The sequence below is a fragment of the Butyricimonas sp. RTP31003st1_G1_RTP31003_210430 genome, from assembly GCF_040920905.1.
GTDB classification, from domain to species: Bacteria; Bacteroidota; Bacteroidia; order Bacteroidales; family Marinifilaceae; genus Butyricimonas; species Butyricimonas paravirosa.
In genome coordinates this window covers 14,420-38,058 of record NZ_JBCOSQ010000034.1, presented here as the reverse complement: position 1 = coordinate 38,058, position 23,639 = coordinate 14,420, and the positions used below count along the sequence as shown (strand labels likewise).

Here is a 23,639-nt window from a genome sequence, read left to right as displayed (position 1 = left end):
GAATTGGCCGCTGCTGTTGAAAAATTGCCGGAGGAGTGCCGGAAGGTCTTCCAGCTTTGTTATTTTCAGGGGTTGGATAATGAAAGTGCCGCACAAGAACTTGGATTGAGTGTTAATACTGTAAAAGCACAAAAGGCTCGCGGAAAAAAGATTTTAAGAGAAAATTTGAAAGATATTTTCCCTTTATTAATGTTACTAAATCCCTTGTTCTAAGGGATAAATGTGGTGTATGGAAATTAGGCGTAGGTGTGAATTGTATTTTTTTTGAAAAAAATGCGATCCCGTTTAATCCTTTCGAGGTAGGGTTGTGTAATAATAATGTATGAAAAATAGTATTAACACATATCCGTATGACATTGCCGCGATAATATTAGCTTATTTGCGGAATGAAATAGATGAGAAAGGACAACAAAAGCTAGATGCATGGTTGGAAGAGGCCGATTCTCATAAAGCTCTTTTTGCCCGGATTCAGGATGAAGAGATGCAATATGAAGACATTCAAAAAATTTTGTCTTATGATGCTGGTGGAGCATGGCAGATCGTGAAACAAAAAGCAGCCCGGAGAAAGAGAAAACGTTTGATGAGGGTATATCAAGTTGCGGCTTCTGTTGTGGTTATTTTGGGAGTGGCAATCGCTTTCTTGTTGAAGGAAGAGGCTACTGTTGTTCCGGTTGCCAAGGTGGAAGAGATTACTCCGGGGCGTTCTATTGCTAAACTAACTGTCGCATCAGGGGATGTCTATCATTTGGATTCATTGAATCAGGTCGATCTCGTTACTTCTTTGGCAGAAAATAACGGAAAAGAGGTTGTTTTTACAGATCGACAGTTGGAGGAAAGTGCGGGAGAAATAAGGTATAATAAAGTCGAGATTCCAAGAGGGGGAGAGTATCAGATTGTGTTGGGTGATGGAACCCGGGTGTATTTGAATGCGCAGACGGAACTTCGTTTCCCGGAAAGTTTTGCTAATAGCGAGCAGCGTTTGGTGTATTTGTCCGGGGAGGCTTATTTCGAGGTGGCTAAAAATCCGTCCAAGCCTTTTATCGTGCAATGTAAAGATTACGCGGTGAAGGTTTTGGGGACTTCGTTTAACGTGAATAGTTACGAGGGAGACGAAACATCTAAAACGACGTTGGCTACCGGTAAGGTTGAAATTGAGATGGATGGGAAACAGACGATCTTGAAGCCTGGTCAACAGGCGATTATAAAAGATGGAGAAGTGAACGTGAGGGAAGTGGATGTTGAGGTGTATACGACTTGGATGTATGAGAATTTCCGGTTTAAAAGTGAAAGTATTCAGGAGATTATGACGAAACTTTCTCGTTGGTACACGATAGATGTGTTCTATATGAACGAGGCTGTCAAAAATTATCATTTTACCGGTTACTTGCCTCGTTATGCCAAGATTGCTGATGTGTTGGAATTATTGAGTTTAACAACAAATATAAAATTTGATGTAAAGGGTAGAACAGTGACAGTAATGGAGAAGTAGTGAAATAGTAAAGCCGAAGCTGCAACTCCGACTTTACAAAAATGTGTACTAAAATAAACCCAAAGGGGATTTCACAAATATACTTGATTTTTCTCCAAAACAAAATGATGTGTCTCGAACAATGGAAAATAATTTCATTGAATGGGAGTGTTGTGTTTGAATTTTTAAGTTTTAATAAACATCAATTGCTTGGGCCAGAGGCAAATTCAAAGAATTTGCCGAAACGTCCGGGTGTATGTGTGCAAAAATGACCTAAATAAAATTATCAATGAAAAGAAAAATTAAAAACTGCATGTTAGGTGGTAGCAAACGATCATTAGTCTGCAAGCTAATGATGATGATGCTATTGCTTACACATTTGGCATTTTCGGGCGAAAATGCGTTCAGCCAGCAGAGCATTACAGTTCGGTTTGAACAACAGTCTTTGAGCGAAGTCTTGAATGTTCTAAAACAAAAAACAGGTTACGAGTTTCTGTATAATGATGAGGAGATTAAAGGAGTGACCGGAATTACACGTTCATTCTCTAATGCCTCTCTTCAGGAGATCCTGAAGAGTTGTTTGACAGGGACGAAGTATACTTTTAAGATTGTTGACAATCTGATTGTAATTACTCCGGATAATAAAAAAGATGAGGTGAAAAAAGTAACAGTGCAGGGAAAAGTCGTTGACGATAGAGGAGAGATCCTCCCGGGTGTAACTGTACTTTTGAAGGGTACTGCAGTTGGAGTTGTGACGGATATTGATGGAAAATTTAAAATTGAATTGCCCAAACAGGATACGCTGGTCTTGATTTTTTCTTTTGTGGGGATGAAGTCACACGAGGTGGATGTGAATAAGATAAAAGATTTGGGTAAGGAGATTTTTATTAAAATGTTGCCGGATACCGAAGACTTGGAAGAGGTTGTTGTAACTGGATATGCTAATGTAAAAAAAGAGAGTTTTACGGGTAGTTCTATCTCGGTGAAACGGGAAGATTTACTGAAAGCTTCTCCGACGAATGTTGTGCAGGCTTTGGCTTCTTTTGATCCTTCTTTTCGGATACAGAAGAGTAATATTTGGGGATCAGACCCGAATGCAGTGCCTGAGATGTATATCCGGGGACGGTCGGGTATTGGTGTGAAAGGATTGGATAAGGATGCATTGTCAAAATCATCTTTGGAGAATAATCCGAATTTGCCGACTTTTATCATGGATGGATTTGAGGTGAGCGTTCAGAAAGTGTATGACTTGGATCCGAACCGGGTGGAAACGATTAATATATTGAAGGATGCTGCCGCTACGGCGATGTATGGTTCACGTGCAGCTAATGGTGTGATTGTGATCACGACAAGAGCTCCGAAACCGGGAGAAGTGACGATTTCTTACAATTTGACGGGATCGCTTTCTTTGCCGGATTTATCAGATTATAATTTGGCTAATGCCCGGGAGAAATTGGAGATAGAGCAGGCTGCGGGGATTTATGAGCCAGAAAACGGATATTATTCTAATCGAGAAGCTGCAATCAGAGCTTATAACGAGCGTTTGGTGAACGTGCAGAAAGGGGTTAATACGGATTGGTTGTCATTACCTTTGCGTAACGCAGTGAATCATAAGCATAGTTTGTCGATAGAGGGTGGTAATGTCGATTTACGTTATAATTTGGAGTTAGGGTACACGAATGAGAATGGCGTGATGAAAGGTTCATACCGAGATAACGTGGACGTGGGTTTCACGGTGGATTGGAGATTGAAGAATAAATTGCAGGTATTGAATAAAATTTCGTATAATTTCACGGATGCACCAGATTCTCCTTATGGAAGTTTCTCTGATTACGCACATTTGCAACCGTATGATCGTTTGTATGATGATGACGGAATTTTGGTACAACAGCTTAAATTTTCAAGAGATCGGAGTGGCAATTCGTTGAATAACCCGTTCTACGAGGCTAAATTGAATAATTATAACTGGGATAAACAGGATGAAATTATTGAACAATTCATGTTCCAGTGGTTTATCAATGATTATTTAACATTAAAAGGACAATTAGCATTGACAAAGACTATGGGGAGAACGGAACGTTTTATTGATCCCAAATCTTCTAATGCTACGGCTAGAACGGCGAATTCTAGTACTAGTACAAATTCTTCTTTATTGGGGGACCTTTATACGACCAGTAGTGATAACACTAAATGGGATACGCAGTTCTCATTGTATTATTCGAGATCGTTGGGCTTGCACAATCTGAACGTGTCGGCTATTGTAAACGCTCAGTCCACAAAGTCGGAATCTACTTCCGCTCATTACAGAGGATTCCCGTCGGGAGCGTTTCACTCTCCGAACTATGCGGCAGAGATTTATCAGAAGCCGAGTAAGAGCGAGAGTTTGAAACGGTTGGTTGGTTTCTTGTTGAGTGCCAACTACACGTGGAATGATATTTATTTGGCTGACTTATCCGTACGTTTCGACGGTTCATCGGAGTTCGGGTCAGATCAAAAATGGGCGCCGTTCTGGTCTGCCGGGGTGGGGGTGAATGTCCATAATTATAGTTTCTTGAAAGATAATGACATGATAAATCAGGTGAAGGTACGTGTGTCTTACGGCCAGACGGGTAAAGTGAATTTCCCGTCGTATTCAGCCAAGACAGTTTATGCAACAAATGACCGTTGGTATGCGACCGGATTCGGAACACAGTTAAAAGCACTAGGGAATCATAATTTGAAATGGGAAACGACGAATAAGTTGAATATGGGTACGGACTTGCAGTTTTGGAACGAACGTATCTCGTTGAATTTTGATTATTATTACAACAAGACGGTAGATTTGATCACGGACGTGTCATTACCTGCGTCGGCTGGATTCACTTCTTATAAAGATAACCTAGGGGAAACATTGAATAAGGGATTTGATATTCAAGTACGTTTTGACGTGTATAAGGATAAGGATTGGAATGTATCGTTGTGGGGTAATTTGAATCACAATAGAAATGAAATTTTAAAAATTTCGGATGCTTTACGTGCTTATAATGATCGAGTTAATGAGAAGTATGAGGCGGCAGAAGATGCGCAAGGTAATGTTAATTTATCTGCCTATGGATCGGAATATTCCGAACCGGAAATGAAATATGAAGAGGGAGCCTCGTTGACCTCTATTTTTGCGATTCGTTCTCTAGGTATTGATCCGATGACGGGTAACGAGTTGTTCTTGTATAGAGATGGTTCTGTTTCTTCACTTTGGAAAGCTACTGAAACGGTTCGCGTGGGTGATGAAGAGCCTAAAGCAAGTGGTTCGTTTGGAGTGAACTTGACGTATAAAAATTTGACGTTGTTTGCTTCGTTTGCATACGATTGGGGAAAACAGACGTATAACCAGACCTTGGTGGATGGGGTTGAGAATGCCGACATTGAGAATAGTAATGTGGATCGTCGGGTGTTGACTCAACGTTGGCAGAAACCGGGTGATATTGCTCCTTTGAGAAACATTAAGGATATGAACACTTCAACAATGCCTACCTCTCGATTCGTGCAAGATGATAATGAATTGTCATTAAGCGCACTGACGTTGAGTTATGACTTTAACACGGATTGGTTGAAGAAGATACGTCTGAAAATGTTGCGCTTAGAGTTGAGTACGAACGATCTTTTCAGAGCGTCTACGGTAAGACAAGAACGGGGGACGAGTTATCCGTTTGCCCGCACGTTTAATTTCTCTTTGAGAGCCACTTTCTAAAATGGGAAAAGTTATGAGAAAATATAGATTATTATCATTGTTGATTTTAGTGCTGTTTGCATATTCTTGCAACAGTTGGTTGGATGTGAAACCGGAGGATGAACTTGATGAGAGCGATATGTTTGCTAGCGGAGATGGATATCGTCACGCATTGAATGGTATTTATTATGGTATGAGTGGTCAGACCCTATATGGAGAAGATTTGACTTGGGGACTTGTAGATGTATTTGGGCGTACTTACACGACGTACAGTGTTTATGGTAGTGGCAATCGAGCTCTTGCTATGTTTTATTATGGTGTATATTTGAATAATTGGGATAATGATCAATTGGAGCCGGAGATTGAATCTATCTGGGAGAGTGCTTACAAGATGGTCGCCAATTGTAATAATTTGATCCAAAATATCTCGAAAGAGGACTCCGATAAATTTGCATATAAAGAGCGAGAACAGAAGATGATTTGGGGAGAGGCGCTTGCACTTCGGGCTTTTATCCAGTTTGATATGTTGCGATTATTTGCTGCTTCTCCGGCAATGAATCCTGGGGCAACGAAGTATATCCCATACATTTCAGAGTACCCGTCATACGTATCTATTCCGTTGACCGTGGATAGTTGTTTAAATAGTACAATTCGGGATTTGAAGGCGGCACGAGAGCTGTTATGGAAGGCTGATTCTGCAACAACTTTCACGGCGCAAAGACGTTTCGAAACGAGTTCTTCGGACGATGACTTTTTCTTGGACCACAAGAGAGGTTATCGGTTAAATTATCATGCCGCAACGGCTATTCTTGCACGGGTCTGCCTGTATGCACAACGGGTAGATGAGGCGTATCAATATGCCAAAGAATTGATTGATTACAACACGGCGACAAATAGCTTTACAGTGAAATATAGTAGCGTTAAAGATGGAGATATCAAGTTGTATGGAGATGTACTTTGGGGAGTGGAGTCATTGGATGTAATCGAGTATATAAATGTTTATAATAATTTGACAGATCCTAGCCCTTATAAACATACCTATTTGATAACAACTAATCTGGATGAGATATTCGAAGGGGAAGGAACTAAGGATATGCGCTATAAGAAATGGCAGAATAATAGTTCAGGCGAGTACCGTTTCAGTAAATATGAAAAATATGATGCAGATAATACAGCAGCTAATATAAGTAATTATTTAGTACCATTGGTGCGTATGTCAGAGGTATATTATATTGCGGCAGAGGCCATTTATAAGAAAAACTTGGATGAAGCAAAGGGGTATTTGCGGGCGGTGAAACAATCTCGATATGCTTCTTATAATAGCCTTTCGTTGGATAAAGTGAATAATGCTACTGAGGGGACTTTTATGGATGTGTTGATTAATGATATGCGTAGAGAGTGGATCGGGGAAGGGCAAATTTTTTATTTATATAAACGTTTGAAAAAAGATATACCTTTTGAGGGGAACGAGGTTGTGCCGATTGAAGCGAAGTATGTGATTTGGCCGGTACCGGATACAGAAACAAATCTTAAATAAAATCGTAAAGTGTATGGAAAAAATATATGTTTATTCGATCATATTGTTCCTGTTTTTCTTAGGAGCTTGTTCGAAAGAAGAAATAAAACTATATAACGGGGATACTGTGTATATATCTTTCGTGAACAATTCGACACAGGATAGTGCTGTGTATTCTTTCAAAACGTACCCGGATGGGGAAATTGTTGCCGAGATTCCTGTACAAATTCATGGAGCTTATTTGACTGAGCCTCGAAAGTTCACAATTTCTCCGACAGATTCGACCACACTTCCAGGGACAGCCTATGAGTTACCGGAGGTATGTGAGTTTGCCCCCGGCCAGGATGTTGATACGATACAAGTGAAGTTCTTCAATAATTTTGATGAATTGGATGATAAATCGTTCCGTTTGTTTTTGAAAATAGATAATAGTGAGAATGTAAAACAAGGGGATCGAGATTACCAAATAGCAAAATTTTACGTGTCTGATAAATTGGAGATTCCTATTTGGTGGAGTCGTAACGATGGTACGGTAGATCGACCAACTAATATTGTGGAAAAAGTTTATTTGGGTGAGTATTCAGAGACGAAATATATCATGTTTTTAGAGGAGTTAGAAAAAGGTGGGGAGTCGTTTGACGGAACGGATATGAATGTGATGAAGAAGTATGCTATCCGATTGAAATATACCTTGGAAGAGTACGAAAGGGTGAATGGAGAGCCGAAGAGAGATGAGAATGGGCGTGTAATAACTGTGCCTGTTGCAGGATAATTTAAATAGAAAAGTTATGAAATATATATTGTTTATATTTGTATCGGTGTTTATTGCCGTGTCTTGTATTGATGATAAGACAAACTTGGATTACAAGGAGATAAACGAGTATCAGAATTGGAAAATAGAGGGAGTTGACGCAAGTTATTCATTATTTCCTGGAGAATCAGTGACACTAACACCTAAAGTCCGTTTATCTATCGACTCTTTGAATCCGGACGTGAGTTATTCTTGGTTGTTGGATGGAAAAGAGGTGTCTACTCACGCTTCTTATACGTTTACAGCAGATGTGTACGGAGAATACGAATTGATATTTAATGCTATTGATAATAAAACGGGAGTGGCTTTCCCGGAAGCGATTATCATGAATGTGACTCCATTGTATAAATTGGGTTGGTTGTTTTTGGGACGTACGGCTTCTGGTGCCAGTCGCTTAGATATGTTAATCACGAAAAGGCAAACGATTCATTATCTTAATGAGTATGGTTATGATAGATGGCGGGATTCTTTGTTGCATGTACAATTTGCGACTGGACTTGGAGAACAATTAGGAATGGGGCCGATAAAATTAGTTGAAGAATTTTCTTATAATGACTATGTTTCAACCGAAAATTCAGAAGTTATGGTGTTGCAAGAAAGTGGTCCTGTTGAATTAAGTGGTAATGCATTAACTTATGCGGGGCGTCCTTTTGATGAATTTATGGGTACTCTTCCGGAAAATTTAGTTATCCAAGATGCCGCTCTTTCAAAAACAAGTAAATGGTTATTGGCGGAAGATGGCTTGTTATATTATGCTGTTGCTAACGTGTTGACGGATTTGCATTCAGGACGTTATAACGATGATCCAGCATTTAATGGGATGAAATTTACATCTTTAATTCAGACATCGAAGGCTGATAATGATTACCATATAGATGTAGTACCTGCTATCGATGCAGAAGGAACAATGTGGGCATTTTATGATGATGCGGGTAAGGATAATAGTACTTTTATTATTAATCCGCAGAATGAGGTTGGACGGAAGTTGGAGATTCGGAATAACACCGCTGGCGAGTTTGATATGAGTTTGTTTCAAAAGTTTAAAGGAAAGCGTATTAAGGATTGTTTTGTCAGTGATTACGATTACCTTTTATCGTTATTGAAGTTGGAAAATGGAACTTATGTATGGCATCGATATGCTTTTGGTGATCATAAAGATGCTGCGGATTTTATAGGCTTAGAAGAGTCTCAAGTGAGAGAATTTGCAGATCAGTCGATGTTTACGAATTTTAAGGATGCTGTTTATTTCCATTACAATTACGGTTATGATCCAAATACTTATGACGATTATGAGTGGTTATTTATTGCTGCCGGAAACCAACTTTACGGGTGTGGTATGGAATGGGAAGGAACAGGGCAACAGTCTAGCGAGCATTTTTACACGGCGCCTGTAGAGATTCAATCCATAAAAATCCGTTATATCTCGGAGTTGGATTACATATTACTTGGTGTGTTAATGGTAGACGGGACTTTTGAAGTGTTGGAAGTGAGACGTTCGGAAGAAGAAAGGTTTGTGTACAAGAGTGTGTATAAAGAAAACTTGAAGACTTTAGATCCGGAGATGGTGGAAGTAGTTGATTTTATTCCTAAATGGGGAAGTGGCGCTAACCTATTCCAAGGAACTTGTTTATAATTTTGGTTGATGGAAGTTAATGCTTAGATGAGCCTCGCTTGCCCGTCATGCGGGGAGGCGGGGTTTATTTTAGATGTTGTATGTTTGTTTGTTTTTACTTGTATGAAAAAGATATTTTTTTTGTTGGTCGGTTTGACGATGACCTCATTGTTGTGGGGACAACAAAAAGCAAATTTTAAGTTAGCAGACCGTTTCACGAGTAGTAATTTTCGGGTAGCGGATGGAAATAGCATGAGTATATACCCTATGTATATCAATGACGGGGAATGTTTTTGGTATTCGTTCACGACAGAAGAGGGAAAACGTTATTACTATGTGAATCCAGAGAAAGGGGAAAAACGCTTACTGTTTAACCCGGAGAAATTGTTTGGATTTTTAAATCAGGAAACACATGGGGTGTGTGATGCAAAGAATTTCACGTTTCAAGAGTTGAAATTTGATAAAAAGGGGACTTCTTTTACGTTCAATTTTGAAAAGCGCAAGTATCGTTATAATATGATAACAGAGGACGTGACGAAATTGGATACCGTGATTAACGAGGGATTTGGGGACTCGTGGAAAAAATATTCACCGGATAGTACATATATAGTGTTTGCCCAACGGCATAATCTCTATGTTATGGGTAATAAGGATAAAGGGAAAGATACCACGATCGTGCAGTTGACGACAGATGGGGAGAGATATTTTTCTTACACCAAGGACGAGGACGAGATTGCGGCAGATACTTTTCCAACGGCACCCATAGCTGTGTGGATGAAGGATTCAAAAAAAGTGTATGCATTACGTTGTGATAACCGACACGTGGATGAGTTGTTTTTGGTGGATGTGATGACAGATCCCCGTCCCACACTGAAAACCTACAAATATGCTATGGCAGGGGACCAGAAATTGGAAAAATACGAGTTAACGGTTATTGACGTGGAAACGAAAGAGGTGAAAACGATCGATATCAATGGTTGGCAAGACCAGTACGTGGATGTACTTTACACCTCGAAAGATGGTAATAAGATTTATTTTGAACGGAAAACCCGGGCTTTTGACGAACAAGAGGTTTGTGTAGCCAATCTCGCAACGGGAGAGGTGAAAGTGTTGATTCATGAAATAGACAAACCTTTCATGGATTATAAAATGGCGAATATTATGTTCCTGAACGACGGGAAAGATATTATTTATCGTTCCGAGCGTACGGGATGGGGACATTATTATCTCTACGATAACGAGGGGAATTTTAAACATGCCATTACTTCCGGAGAATGGGTGGCAGGACCTTGTGCGGAAATCGATACGGTGGGACGTACACTTTATTTTTATGCATTGGGGAAAGATAAAAATATTGATCCCTATTATTATATTCCATGCAGGGTAAATATTGATAAGCCGGAGAGCTTGACACAATTGACTTTCGATAATACGAATCATCAAGTGCATTTCTCGAAATCTTTCAGGTATTTTGTGGATATTTACGAGCGGGTGGATATGGTACCCCGTATCGTGTTGAAAAACCGGAATGGGAGAGAGATTATGGAATTGGAAAGGCCTGATATTCGCCGGGCGTTAGAGATGGGGTGGAAAGCGCCGGAGCGTTTTAAGGTGAAAGCTGCCGATGGAATGACAGACCTTTACGGGGTGATGTGGAAACCGTTTGATTTTGATTCGACGAAAGTTTATCCGATTATCTCTTCCGTGTATCCCGGCCCTTTTTATGAATACGTTCCAACACAGTTTCGATTGATTCATGATGAAAATACCCGTTTGGCCCAGTTAGGATTTATCGTAATTGCCGTGGGACACCGGGGAGGAACACCTATGCGGGGGAAATTTTATCACACTTATAGTCATGGGAGATTGCGGGATTATCCGTTAGCGGATGATAAATATGCGATTGAGCAATTGGCTGATCGTTATTCTTTTATTGACGTGACGAAAGTGGGAATTTACGGCCATTCTGGGGGAGGATTTATGTCAACTGCCGCTATTTGTACCTATCCGGATTTTTATAAAGCAGCTGTGTCATCCGCAGGAAATCATGATAACCATATTTACAATCACTGGTGGGGGGAAACTCACAACGGCGTGAAGGAGGAAAAGAAAGTGATTAAGGATAGCGTGAATGGTGATCGGACCGAATCGACCTTTAAATTTAGAGTGGGGACGAATATGGAATTAGCGAAGAATTATAAAGGCGGTTTGTTGTTGGTACACGGTTGGATGGATGATAACGTACATCCGGCTCACACCTTGCGAGTGGTGGATGCGTTGATTAAGGCCGGTAAGAATTTTGATTTGATTATGCTGCCGAGATCGAATCATGGTTTCAGTGGAGAGGAGAATATTTTTTATGAGCGTAAGATGTGGTTCCATTTTGCCCGTCTCCTGTTGGAGGATAATACCGGGGATTACTATTATGAAATTGAACAATACAAGAAATCTGATAAATAGGATATGTTAAAGAAATTAGTTATTAGTCTGTTTCTGCTTGTTTCTGTTGGAACATTCGGGCAGCAAAAAGCGAATTATGAGCTTGCCGAACGTTTCCGGCGTATAACACAAATGCCTTTGACGAAGAATAGCTTGGAAGTGAATCCTTGTTTTATTAATAACACGGATCGTTTTTGGTATTCTTTCCGCACGAGTGAGGGGAAAAACTATTATTTAGTTGATCCGGCTAAGAAAGAGAAACGTTTGCTTTTCGACAATGCAGAGCTATTAATGAAAATCAGTGAGATCACTAAAAAGGGATACAATCACAAAGATTTAGAATTGAATCTTGATTTCGATGAGGATGGGGAAACTATTCGTTTTTGGTTTGATAGAAAAGATTTTACTTATAATATCAAAACGAAAGAATTAAAACTAGAAGAAAAGCAGAAGGGGCGGACGAAGTATAATCCTTATTGGATGTATTATTGTCAGGATAGTTCTTATATGTTGTTTGCTAAGCGGCATAATCTCTATATCGTGGGAAATGCGAGTAAAGGTAAGGACACGACTGAAGTGCAATTAACGACTGACGGAGAACGTTATTATACTTTTAATCGAGAGGATGAAGGCGAAGTGGATGAACGTATGGGATGTTCTGCCCAATGGTTTAAGACGGGACACAAGTTTTACGCTGTTCGAGACGATTCCCGTAAGGTGGAGGATTTGTGGTTGATCGATGCTTTAGCAGAGCCTCGTCCTCGCCTGAAAACTTATAAGGCAGAATTAGCGGGTGATAAAAACGTGATTCAATTCGAATTATTAATCGGGGATGCGGATACTCGGGAGGTAAAAAAGATTAATATTGATCGTTGGAAAGATCAATATGTAGATATTTTGTATGCTAGTAATGATGCAAAACGACTTTATTTTCAACGTTACAAGAGAACGTGGGATGAATGTGAGATTTGTGTAGTCGATACGGAAACGGGAGAGGTGAAAGTGTTGATACATGAAGTTGACAAGCCTTATTTAGATTATCAAATGCGAGCAATTCATTTCTTGAATGATGGAAACGAGATCCTTTTCCGTTCAGAACGTAGTGGGTGGGGACATTACTATTTGTATGATAAAGATGGTAATTTAAAAAATCAAGTGACATCTGGGGCATGGGTGGCCGGACCGATTATGAAGATTGATACCGCCCGTCGACAGATTTATTTTATAGGTTTGGGAAAAGAGAAAGAGATTGATCCTTACTATTATGTCCTTTACCGTGCTGATCTGGATAAGGCTAATGCAATAACATTGTTGACCCCGGAAAATGCTTCACATGACGTGGATATATCTCCATCAAGCAAGTATATTGTGGATTGTTATTCCCGGGTGGACATGGAGCCCGTCAACGTGGTGCGTGACCGGAAAGGAAAAGTGATTCTGGATTTGGAGAAAGCGGATTTGGAGAGCCTTTATGCTTTCGGTTGGAAAAAGCCCGAGCGTTTTAAAGTGAAAGCTGCTGACGGGGTAACGGATATTTATGGTGTGATGTGGAAACCAGCGGATTTCGATTCCACGAAAATTTATCCAATTATTTCGTCTGTTTACCCAGGACCGTTTTTTGAATACGTGCAAACTCGTTTCACGATAAATGATGATTTAAATACTCGTTTGGCCCAGGTCGGTTTTATCGTAGTTTCTTTGGGACATCGGGGAGGAACGCCTATGAGAGGTAAATATTACCATACATATGGGTATGGCAACCAGCGGGATTATCCTTTGGCTGATGATAAATATGCAATTGAACAATTAGCAGAACGTTATTCTTTTATAAATGAGGAAAAAGTAGGTATTTTTGGTCATTCCGGAGGTGGATTTATGTCTACGTCGGCTTTGTTGACTTATCCTGATTTTTATAGTGCGGCGGTGTCGTCTGCTGGAAATCATGACAATAATATTTATAATAAAGGTTTTGTCGAAATTCATTACGGGGTGAAAGAGAATAAGCGAGTCGTCAAGGATAGCGTGAATGGAGATAGAGAGGAGATTACTTTCGAGACGAAGAGTAAAACGAATCAAGAATTGGTAAAGAATTATAAGGGAGGATTATTAATTGTGACGGGCGATATGGATAAGACTGTACATCCTTCGCATACTTTACGGGTTGTGGAAGCTTTGATTCAGGCCGGAAAAAATTTTGATATGATTGTATTGCCTGGTAGTACGCATGGTTTCTTTGGAGAAAATGGTGATTTCTTTGAACGGAAAATGTGGTTCCATTTTGCCAAATATTTGTTGGGAGATGATTCTGCCAATTATCAAGGAGATATCGATTACTTCATGAAAAAGCATTGATCTAAATGAGTAAAGGTATTATGTTTTTATGCAGTCTGCTATTTATTGGAATTGCAGACTGTATGTCTCAAAAAAAGCCTTTGGATATGGAGGCTTATAAATTGTGGCGAAGAGTGGAGGGGCAACAGATGTCGGAGGATGGGAAATGGGTAACTTATCGTTTTGTTTATATTGATCAGGAAGGACATGATAAGGATGTTCCTGTTACTTATTTACGAAACATGACGTCTGGTAAGGTATATGAGTTGCCGAATGTTCGGGAGGTGAGTTTTTTTAACCGGGGAAAGGGACTGAGGTACGTGGTACAGCCTTCTCCACTTGATACGTTGAAAGAAAAAAAAGATTCTCTTTTCTTGCTATCCTTGAAGGATATGAGAAAGACTTGTTGGGATAAACCTTATGGTTTTCGAGAGTCTCCCAATTCTCCCTTGATTTCTTATTCCTACCCGATTGATCAGAAGGGTAAGAACCGGGCACTTCGTCGGTTGATTGTTTGGAATTTCGAGACAGGAGATTCTGTACGAATAGATAGTGTGGAAAACTATTTTTCTGCAGATGATTATAAATCTGTGGCTTACATTCAAAATGCTAACGGGAAGAAATCTTTACGAGTGGGGCCGGTAAAAGGGCAACATCGGGTTATCTATGATGACGAAAAGGCTGTTGTTACTAATTTTTCTCTGAACCGAGGGGGGCTGGAAGGCGTGTTCTCGGTGGCTTCGGATTCTTCTTATTTGAGTGAACCGGATTTGTTATATATGTTTTCAGTGGTAGATGGGAAGTATCGGTTGGTGATGGACACAAAAGAGGTGATTGTGTCGGATGAGTATAAAGTTCGGGGAGGAATTTATTCTGTTTTCAATAATGGAAAATATATATTCGTGGACGTGGGATTACAGCAGTCGGAGGCACGGAAGCCGAAAGCGAAACCGGATAAGAGTTTTGAGTTGGAGTTGTGGAAATGGGATGATGAAGTTTCACAGAGTAGACAGTCGTATGGATCAGGGGGAGGTAGACGGAAGATGCCTAAATACGTGTACCATGTGGATACAAAAAAATGCGTCCTAGTGGCCCCACCCCATATGGATCAAATGTATCAGCCGGATTGTGACGAGTATAGTCATGTTATTATTGCAGATGAAACTCCTTATCGGGCGCTTACAGATTGGCGGGATGGTGTAACGGCTGACTTGTATTTAGTAAGTTTGGAAACGGGTGAACGGACATTATTATTTAAAGATTTTCGGCAACGGCCCGTGTGGAGTCCGAATGGAAAATATGCCATGCTGTATCATGCCGAGAAGAAGGTATGGTATAAGTTGAACCCGGAAACGGGAGAATTGACAGATGTTTCGACACCGATAGGATTTGCTGTGTATAATGAAGAGCATGACTTACCGAAACCTGCGGCTCCTTATGGTATTGTAGGTTGGTTGGCAGGTGGAGATCAAGTTGTCCTGTATGATAAATATGATATGTGGGTGGTGGATCTTACTGGTAAACAACCCACGTATTCATTAACGGATGGTTGGGGACGAGAACATGGTATTTCTTTGCGTTTGTTGAAAGCGAATCGAGAGATACGTTGGATTAATCCGAAACAGGATATTTTATTGCGTGGTTTGGATCGGAAGACTTTGGATCAAGGTGTTTATGTGTTGACACCTAACCGGAAAGTAAAAAAACGGATGTCTGGAGCTTATGATTTGTATTTTAACCAACAGTCTGAGGATGGTAAATTTTATCTGTTTACTCGACAAAGCTATACAGAATTCCGGGAGCTTTGGTGGAGTAAGAATGATTTCACACATCCCGTACGAATAACGAACACGAATCCTCAGCAAGAAAATTATTTGTGGGGAAACGTGCAATTGGTAGAGTGGACGAATTTTGAGGGAAAATCGAATCGGGGTTTGTTGTATTTACCAGAGAATTATGATTCAACGAAACGTTATCCTGTAATTGTAAATTTCTACGAGACTCACACAGGAGATATTCATACTTACCAACTTCCCTCATTGAGTAGTGCGATGATTAATACGGTAACTTATGTGAGTAACGGATATGTGGTGTTTATGCCAGATGTACATTTTACTGTAGGAACCCCAGGTGAAAGTTGTTATAATGCGGTGGTCAGTGGGGCTCAAATGTTGATTGATCGTGGTATTGCAGATAAGGATCGCATTGGAGTACAAGGGCATAGCTGGTCTGGTTATCAGGTCGCTTATCTGGTGACACGAACCAATATGTTTAAATGTGCTAGTCCGGGAGCTGCCGTGTCTAATATGGTCTCAGCTTACACTGGTATCCGAACGGGAAGTGGTATGCCTCGAATGTTTATGTACGAGGAAACGCAAAGCCGGATGGGAAAGACACTTTGGGATGATCCGGAGGCATATATTAAGAATTCGCCAATTTTTTATGCGGATAAGATTCAGACTCCATTGTTAATATTTCATTGTGATGGGGATGAGGCGGTGCCGTATTCCGAAGGGTTAAATCTTTTCTTGGCAATGAGACGGTTGCATAAACCTGCGTGGTTGTTGAATTACAAGGGAGACAGACATTTCCTTTATAATAAGGCGGCAGAGATTGACTGGACAATTCGTCTGCAACAATTTTTTGACTATTATTTGAAAGATACTCCGATGCCTCGTTGGATGAAAGAAGGAATTAATGTGAATGAGCGTGGGGTTGATCAGAAATATGACTTTGTGAAATAAATCATGTGTTTAGATAAATATAATTTAAATTTAAAATGGAAAAAATGAAAAAGTTATTATGTATTAGTTTGATTTTGTTTGCTTTTGCTTGTGCAAGTGATCCTCAAAAGGAAATGGAAAAAGCAATTGTCGGTGAATGGTGTAATCCGTATACATATCAATCTACAGGCGAATTGAAAGGTTTTAATTTCAAAAAAGGTGGTGTTTGTGAGTCAATTAATATTCCTTCTTTGGAATTGAAATCTTGGGAAATAAAAGATGGTTATCTTATCGTGAAAGGATTGGAGGTTACAGAGGATGGAAACAAGACCGAGTATGCAACAAAAGAGAAGATAGGTCAATTAACCACCGATTCTTTATGTTTGGTTGTGCAAGAGGCGAACCCCCGTCTGGCCTTTTTGTACTTGAATTCAAAGGTTATCAAAGAACGTGTTAATGCTCAGAAGTAGTTTTTTTTTGTGATAGACAGATGAATATGTATCGTGTTATTTTTATTTCAATTGTTTTATTTGTGATAACGTTGTCTGGTTATTCTCAAAAGAAAGAGTTAGATGAAGAAGCTTATAAGCAATGGCGACGTGTTGATAATTATGAATTAGCAAATAACGGGGCATGGGTAAAGTTTCGATACATGTTTTATGATAATGACTCGTTAAATAGTCTTATTTGCAATACCTATTATTTTTATGAATTAAAGTCAGGGAGAATCCGTATCTTAAGGGATATTGATTCTCCCGAATTTTTTGCGGGGGGGAATTGGATTGCTTTTTTCAGAATAGGAGGGGATGGAACAAGTGTTCGTGTCGCTCATCGATTAAAAGATGGGTTTGAGATTCATATACATGCGGATGCAGAATTGAATTACGTTGTTCCACAGGTGGCCTACAAGGAGGATGATCGCTTGATTATTTTGAATGTGGCCGAGCGTGACAGTACGATATTAACCGGTGTTCTCCAATATTGTTTATATGGTGACCAATGGAAGGTGATTTGCGTGCATCAAGAAGATCAAGGATACGTGTTGCGTTATGGAGGAGACGGGAATAGCGAGGGGAAAGTGCTCTATGTGGATAAAACGAAAAGTTTAGATAACTTTTATTTTTATGAGGGGAAACTAGAAGGGAATTTTTTTGTTTGTACAGGCACGAATGATAAAGAGAAACAAGATTATTACACTTTTTCTTTGACGGATGGAAATGTAGAAAAGGTTCTTGGAGCTGAACAAATGGCACAATTGTCATTAGATAAATATTCAATACAGTTCCTCGAAGGAAATAAACGATTTATGTATCGGAAAGAAGGAGTACAAAGGGTTAAAGCTAAAAAGCAAGTGAAGGATGAAAGTTTTCAATTGGAGCTTTGGAGTTGGCATGATCCGGTGGTTCCTTCTGAACAGGCTAAAGGAGGTTTTTATAAAAAGCGGTCTCAGCCTGCAATGTATTTATATGATAGAGAAAACGGGAAAGATTATAAAATTTGCGAGGAGAATCATTCGGGGCTATATGTTGCAGAAGGAGAGAATCCTATTTTTGCTTATGAAAAAGATGAAAAGCCTTATTTAGGGCAGAAGGATTGGAGGCATGATCAACGTTTTGATCTTTACCTGGTGGATTTGAGAAATGGGGACCATCATTTGTTGGCGAAAGAATTGACACGGTCTGTTCATTGGAGTCCCCAAGGAAATCATCTTCTTTATTTTGATAATACGAAATTGTCGTGGGTTGTTGTAGATCCATTGACAAAGCAACAAAATATATTAACAGATGTTATCCCCTTCGCTTTGTATGATGAGCTATATGATCGTCCTAATCCGGCACCTCCCTATGGTTTGGCAGGATGGAGCAGGGATGGGAAGAATGCGATTGTTTATGATCGTTTTGATATATGGGTCATTCATTTGGATGAAATTCAGAAATCGTATTGTTGGACAAAGGGAGAAGGACGTGAGAATAATACCATATTGCGGTTATTAGATCCTGGTAGAAATGGGTTATCCGTTGATTTATCACGGGATAATAAGGTGGAGATGTTTGATTGGAAAAATAGGAATCAAGGGTTGGGTAATTTATCTGCCAATGGGAAGTTAATTCCGTTGGTTCAAGGGAATTTTGCTTTTTCTGTTGTTCAAGAGGCAAAAAATGCCAATACTATGTTGTGCATGAAACAGAGTTATACAGATGATCGAGATTTGTGGGTATGTGATGGACAAGGGCGTCGTCTAAGAAAGGTTACTGACGTTAATCCCCAGCAATGTAATTATAAATGGGGTTCTGCTCAATTGGTGGAATGGACAAATTACAAGGGTAAAAATAATCAAGGAATCCTTTATTTGCCTGATGGATACGATAAGAATAAAAGTTATCCGACTATTGTTACTTTTTATGAAACACATTCTTCGGAATTACATATACATCCCGTACCCGGATTGAGTCAAGCTATGATAGATATTCCAACGTATGTTAGCAGGGGATATGTTGTTTTTCAGCCAGACGTTTATATCGAGATTGGAAAACCGGGCGAGAGTGCTTATGATGCAGTCGTTAGTGGAACTCGGGCATTGGCGGATAGAGGAATTATTGATTCGTGTCGTGTCGGTTTACAGGGACATAGTTGGTCGGGTTTTTTAGTTGCTTATCTCGTCTCTAGAACAAATTTGTTTAAATGCGTGAATATTGGGGCGGCGACAGTGAATTTAACCTCCGTGTATACGGCTCTTCGTGAAGGAAGCGGTCAGCCGAATATGTTTATGTTTGAAGACTGGCAATGTCGTATGGGAGCAACTTTATGGGAAGATTTAGATGGTTATATTGCTAATTCCCCTTTGCTTTTTGCCGATAAAATACATACTCCGGCTTTGATTTTCCATTGTGATCAAGATGAGGCAGTCTCATTTTATGATGGACGTAATCTTTTCTTAGCTTTGAGGCGTTTGCAGCGTCCGGCTTGGATGTTGAATTATATGGGACAAGGGCATTTTTTGACTTCACGTCCGGCTGAGGTGGATTGGACGATTCGTCTGCAACAGTTTTTTGATCATTATTTGAAAGATATCCCGATGCCTCGCTGGATGAAAGAAGGGATTAATATTGATGAGCGAGGGGTGGATCAGAAGTATGATTTGGTGGAATAAAAGGAGAAAAAATATTTAATTGATAATTCTTTAATGAAAACCCGTCTACAGATATGATGATAGACGGGTTCTTTGAATTAATTTTTATTGCCAGCTGGCGCCATTTTTAAATCGGATGTCAACAATCTCCCCGAAGTTTGTTTCTGATGAGTACATTCTTCTTGGATGTTCTTGGCTATACCCGGCATTCGTTAATTCCATGATGTGGAATTTCCCGTTTTCGAGTCCGATTCCGGCCATCCAAGCATTCCAGGATTCGGTATCGATGGATGTGATGGTTGCGTCAAAAGAATCATATAGTATGATTTCTCCGGACTTACGTTCCAGTAAATAGAGTTCATTATCTTTTGTGATTAAAACATAGTCTAATAGTTGTTTATTATTAGCGGAACCTGATGAATATTCAGTATTAGCGTAACCAACTTTAAAGATATTTTTACTACTACCGTTTATAATAGAATTTAATACTGATTGTGTACTTGCTGGAAGTTCTGCTTGGACAACTTTTTCAATACCAGGACTTCTACCATAATATGCATCTCCCATGTCAAACGTGTAAGAATAGAAAACGCCATTTGGATCTTTGAGTATGGCGTAGAATTTATTGCCCCAGCTAACCTTAACTGCATTACAGCATATCATTTCCATATCTCCTAAGTTGTCAATTTTAGCTGCATCACGAGGCGTGTAAATGTTATCACCAGGAATATCTGGTGATGAAATTTGACCTCCGTTTTGTTGACTTCCGTCAAGCATAAGCAAAAATCTATTTAGTGTTTTTTCGAAAAATAGAGTATAACCGGCAGTTGAGTAGCGATGGTGTATAACTTCTTTACCACTAACAGGGTATATGGTTCCGTCTTCCTCAAAAGTAACTGCATTGTTTAAGAAAAGTCCGGAATTGAATAAGTATTCGGTTTCTTTTTTTCGACTATACATCGTGCCGTCTTGTCCGATAACAAAAGAACTCCATGTCATATCAACCATGTCATAGGGTTTAAAACCTGTAGGCATACCATCCATGAATTGGGAAGTTAGTGTTATGTCTTTTTGGAAACTCACTCCGGATATATCAAAGCATTCCGGTTCTTCTTGGAAGATCCAGAAAGCACCTACTTCTGAGCTATTCCCGGTGTTTGATGAATGGAAGTGTTGCAATAGTTTTAAGGGACCACGTCCTAAAGATTCGTTATTGGTTGTGTGATAAACGTCATAGTAATCTGCGCAAGTGTAAAAGTTCGTTTCACCCACGCCTGTTTGTGAGGAATAATTTGGATTGGATATTAATTTGATATACGAGAGGATGGATTCATTATTTGCACCTTTGGATAAAATCATGTATCCGTCTGCTTCATATTCTGTTTTTATCGTACAACTTTGACTTGCCGAGTATTCGATCCCATTGACGGTATCTTTTACCCGTAATACAATAAATCCGCTTCCTAAAGTGTCTGCGATGTAGGATAAATCATGCGAGTAAATCTTTTTGTTACCGAATATTGTCCATTCGAAGAGAAGATTGTCTTCTGTACTATCAATCGAAAATGTGAGAACAGGTTTTAATTCTATCAAATCGCCCAAGTAATATGTCGCCATATCAAAATTCTCGATTTCGATGCGATTTAAGGGAGTGTAATCATAGTTTCCCTTGTCGTCATAGCACCCGCACAATAATAGAGAAAGTGCTATGTATGCTAAATATATGAATTTCATATTGTGAATCATTTTAATTAGTTTACTGGTAATTCCATAGGTGAGCCATCTGCTTCTTTCCAACCGTGAGTGCGAATATCTTCTTTAAATTGGAGACATATTTTCCGAATTTCCGTGAATTCGTATCCGCTTAGGTCTGTTATCCCTGAGCTTTCAATGAATTTTTCATATTTTTCAGGAGTCCATGTTCCCAAGAATAAAGTTTCGATGTCATCATCCCACCATAACGGTTGACTGGCAATGTCATTGAAAATTATTCGGGCGGCTCTGTTTTTCTTTAGTCCAGGACTAAAATGTTCATTTTCTACGATTCTTAAATATAGTGTAACTTCTTTATTAGCAAGATTCTTGTTGAAAACCTTAATTTCAATAGTGTCTTTTACTTGATTGGCAGCAAAAGTTTGAGTCAAGTCAAGTTCGTAATCAGACGGATCTGCCGTTGTACTGTCCTGGTCTATTTCCAGTTGATAACTTGCATTTTCTTCCAATAAATCTCCAATAAGCGTAACTTCAACATTTATTGTTTTTTCCGTAGCACCGGGATAATGGGAAAAAGATAGAAAAGTTGCGCTATCTAATACTTCTGGTTTAGAAAAGTATAAATACCTTGTCGATTGGTAATTGTTGATTTCATCCTCTGAACATGCCCAAGCGGCAAGCAAGACGGATATGAGAAATATATATTTTTTCATATAGAATGTTTATAGATTAAAATATGTTTTCATTATCAGGTGTTGGTACGACATATTCAGGAGTATTATACGATATATCCATGTTGAATTTTTTATACCAATAGAATGCTTGTCCCTCTCCGAGTAGATCTTTATGAACTTCAGAAACCAAGGCTTTTTCGAAACTGCTTTCATCATAAATGGATGAGATAAAAGAAGAATTATTGAGAATCCCTCGATTATAGCGGACATCTGTCAATAATTGGATTGCTTCTGAGGTTTTTCCATTTTTGTAAAGGTATTCCGATGCGATAAAATACATTTCACTTAAGCGAATCATAGGGATGATGTCTTCACCCAAAGAGGAACTTTCTTGTTTGGTATATTTTAAAGAGTAATAGTTGTAACTTTGTATATCTAGGAAATTTTTAAACCGAACATCAAATTGTTCCCCGCGCGACCAGCCGATTTGATAAAGGTCGATACAAAAAGAACTTGAAGTGCTACTGCTTGAGTTACTTGGAATATAAACTTCAAATTCTTCAATAAGTGTTTTTTTGGATAAAACAAAAACCAGTTCTTCGTATAATTTACGGTTGGAACTAAAGGCTGATGAACTATTGAAATTGAAACAACTCGTGGCGTTGATAATTTCCGATGCAGCATTATAGGCATTTTCCAATTCTCCCGCCCACGAATAGACACGTGCTAACGCTCCTACGATTGCATAGTAATTCATACGATATCCTCTATAGGCATAAAATAGGTCCTCAGGAGTGTAAAGTGAGTTGTAGGATCCCCCTTCGATACGCTGGTAAGTGCGTAGTCTGTATTTATGTTCAGTATCTAAGGTATCGAATGCGGCAACAAAATCCTTTGCTTTTAATAGATCAGCTTTTACTTTTTCTAAGACTTGATCTACCGTTAAATGTGGTTCGTAAGTTGATTTCTTTTTATCATAATACGGAATATATGTTTTTTGGTCATCAACCTTTTTGGAAGGAGCAAATAGGCGCAACATGTCGAAATGGAGAAATGCTCTTAAGGCGTAGGCCTCTCCTAAAATTAGATTTTTTTCTAATATATTGTCTGAGAAAATGGAAGGATCAGCTTCTTCTGCATTTGCAATTAAACTATTACAATTGGCAATTGCCGTGTAGGCTTTAGACCAAATATTCTCGATTGTTGATTTCGCATTTTTATCCGTATAATTATAGTTGTATAGGGCATTGTCACTTAATGCTAGATAACCACTTGAATACGAGTGACTAAGAATCTCTACGGCTCCGTATAATAATTCTTTTCCGTATAATTGGGTTTCGGCCATATTTTTGTATATGCCGTTTAATGCATTTCTATAGCCATCTGCTTTTGAGAATAGAGTTTCTTCGTTGACCTGATCATCGGGAGCAACGTCTAGCCAGTTCGTGCATGCTCCCAGTGTGCAAGGAATAAATGCGTATAGAATTAATTTTTTTAATTTCATAATGGTAGCTTT

The 23,639-nt window shown here is 39.3% G+C and carries 14 protein-coding genes; 11 read left to right on the top strand and 3 right to left on the bottom strand.

From position 1 onward, the window contains the following. The 11 genes from AB5542_RS11850 to AB5542_RS11800 form a co-directional block, all read left to right on the top strand. Positions 1-213, top strand: a 213-nt coding sequence (locus AB5542_RS11850; protein WP_368243084.1) for an RNA polymerase sigma factor, incomplete at its 5' end; no start/stop codon positions are given. Between the two features lie 109 nt (positions 214-322). Continuing rightward, positions 323-1,489 (top strand): FecR family protein, encoded by a 1,167-nt coding sequence (locus AB5542_RS11845; protein ID WP_270546831.1) that lies wholly within the window; start codon positions 323-325, stop codon positions 1,487-1,489. A 268-nt stretch (positions 1,490-1,757) separates the two neighbouring features. After that, positions 1,758-5,195, top strand: a complete 3,438-nt coding sequence (locus AB5542_RS11840; RefSeq protein WP_087422589.1) for a SusC/RagA family TonB-linked outer membrane protein — start codon at positions 1,758-1,760, stop codon at positions 5,193-5,195. Positions 5,196-5,208: 13 nt separating this feature from the next. After that, positions 5,209-6,711 (top strand): RagB/SusD family nutrient uptake outer membrane protein, encoded by a 1,503-nt coding sequence (locus tag AB5542_RS11835; protein ID WP_162613876.1) that lies wholly within the window; start codon positions 5,209-5,211, stop codon positions 6,709-6,711. Positions 6,712-6,724: 13 nt separating this feature from the next. Further along, positions 6,725-7,462, top strand: a complete 738-nt coding sequence (locus tag AB5542_RS11830; protein ID WP_087422591.1) for a DUF4843 domain-containing protein — start codon at positions 6,725-6,727, stop codon at positions 7,460-7,462. A 16-nt stretch (positions 7,463-7,478) separates the two neighbouring features. Then, positions 7,479-9,134: a PKD-like family lipoprotein gene (locus AB5542_RS11825; protein WP_087422592.1), complete on the top strand. Its 1,656-nt coding sequence runs from the start codon at positions 7,479-7,481 to the stop codon at positions 9,132-9,134. A 102-nt stretch (positions 9,135-9,236) separates the two neighbouring features. Beyond that, positions 9,237-11,573, top strand: a complete 2,337-nt coding sequence (locus AB5542_RS11820) for a S9 family peptidase (RefSeq protein ID WP_087422608.1) — start codon at positions 9,237-9,239, stop codon at positions 11,571-11,573. 3 nt (positions 11,574-11,576) lie between these two features. Next, entirely contained in the window at positions 11,577-13,904 is a 2,328-nt protein-coding gene (locus AB5542_RS11815) for a S9 family peptidase (protein ID WP_279038780.1), read from the top strand. A gap of 5 nt (positions 13,905-13,909) precedes the next feature. Then, a complete protein-coding gene (locus AB5542_RS11810) occupies positions 13,910-16,627 on the top strand; it encodes a S9 family peptidase (RefSeq protein WP_279038779.1) in 2,718 nt (905 codons plus the stop codon). 44 nt (positions 16,628-16,671) lie between these two features. After that, a complete protein-coding gene (locus tag AB5542_RS11805; RefSeq protein ID WP_279038778.1) occupies positions 16,672-17,076 on the top strand; it encodes a lipocalin family protein in 405 nt (134 codons plus the stop codon). Between the two features lie 62 nt (positions 17,077-17,138). Next, a complete protein-coding gene (locus tag AB5542_RS11800) occupies positions 17,139-19,757 on the top strand; it encodes a prolyl oligopeptidase family serine peptidase (RefSeq protein WP_279038777.1) in 2,619 nt (872 codons plus the stop codon). Positions 19,758-19,841: 84 nt separating this feature from the next. Here AB5542_RS11800 and AB5542_RS11795 read toward each other — a convergent pair whose 3' ends face one another. The 3 genes from AB5542_RS11795 to AB5542_RS11785 are packed head-to-tail and all read right to left on the bottom strand — an operon-like array spanning position 19,842 to position 23,627. Further along, positions 19,842-21,470 carry a PKD-like family lipoprotein gene (locus tag AB5542_RS11795; RefSeq protein ID WP_279038776.1) on the bottom strand — a complete coding sequence of 543 codons (1,629 nt, stop codon included), beginning with the start codon at positions 21,468-21,470 and terminating at the stop codon, positions 19,842-19,844. 17 nt (positions 21,471-21,487) lie between these two features. Further along, on the bottom strand, positions 21,488-22,162 hold the full coding sequence (locus AB5542_RS11790) for a DUF4843 domain-containing protein (RefSeq protein ID WP_279038774.1): 675 nt from the start codon (positions 22,160-22,162) through the stop codon (positions 21,488-21,490). A 16-nt stretch (positions 22,163-22,178) separates the two neighbouring features. After that, positions 22,179-23,627 (bottom strand): RagB/SusD family nutrient uptake outer membrane protein, encoded by a 1,449-nt coding sequence (locus AB5542_RS11785; RefSeq protein WP_279038772.1) that lies wholly within the window; start codon positions 23,625-23,627, stop codon positions 22,179-22,181. Positions 23,628-23,639: the final 12 nt, after the last annotated feature.

Bases quoted from the DNA above. Each gene is read 5' to 3' on its own strand.
- AB5542_RS11845 (WP_270546831.1), top strand. From the start codon at position 323: ATGAAAAATAGTATTAACACATATCCGTATGACATTGCCGCGATAATA.
- AB5542_RS11840 (WP_087422589.1), top strand. From the start codon at position 1,758: ATGAAAAGAAAAATTAAAAACTGCATGTTAGGTGGTAGCAAACGATCA.
- AB5542_RS11835 (WP_162613876.1), top strand. From the start codon at position 5,209: ATGAGAAAATATAGATTATTATCATTGTTGATTTTAGTGCTGTTTGCA.
- AB5542_RS11830 (WP_087422591.1), top strand. From the start codon at position 6,725: ATGGAAAAAATATATGTTTATTCGATCATATTGTTCCTGTTTTTCTTA.
- AB5542_RS11825 (WP_087422592.1), top strand. From the start codon at position 7,479: ATGAAATATATATTGTTTATATTTGTATCGGTGTTTATTGCCGTGTCT.
- AB5542_RS11820 (WP_087422608.1), top strand. From the start codon at position 9,237: ATGAAAAAGATATTTTTTTTGTTGGTCGGTTTGACGATGACCTCATTG.
- AB5542_RS11815 (WP_279038780.1), top strand. From the start codon at position 11,577: ATGTTAAAGAAATTAGTTATTAGTCTGTTTCTGCTTGTTTCTGTTGGA.
- AB5542_RS11810 (WP_279038779.1), top strand. From the start codon at position 13,910: ATGAGTAAAGGTATTATGTTTTTATGCAGTCTGCTATTTATTGGAATT.
- AB5542_RS11805 (WP_279038778.1), top strand. From the start codon at position 16,672: ATGAAAAAGTTATTATGTATTAGTTTGATTTTGTTTGCTTTTGCTTGT.
- AB5542_RS11795 (WP_279038776.1), bottom strand. From the start codon at position 21,470: ATGAAATTCATATATTTAGCATACATAGCACTTTCTCTATTATTGTGC.
- AB5542_RS11790 (WP_279038774.1), bottom strand. From the start codon at position 22,162: ATGAAAAAATATATATTTCTCATATCCGTCTTGCTTGCCGCTTGGGCA.
- AB5542_RS11785 (WP_279038772.1), bottom strand. From the start codon at position 23,627: ATGAAATTAAAAAAATTAATTCTATACGCATTTATTCCTTGCACACTG.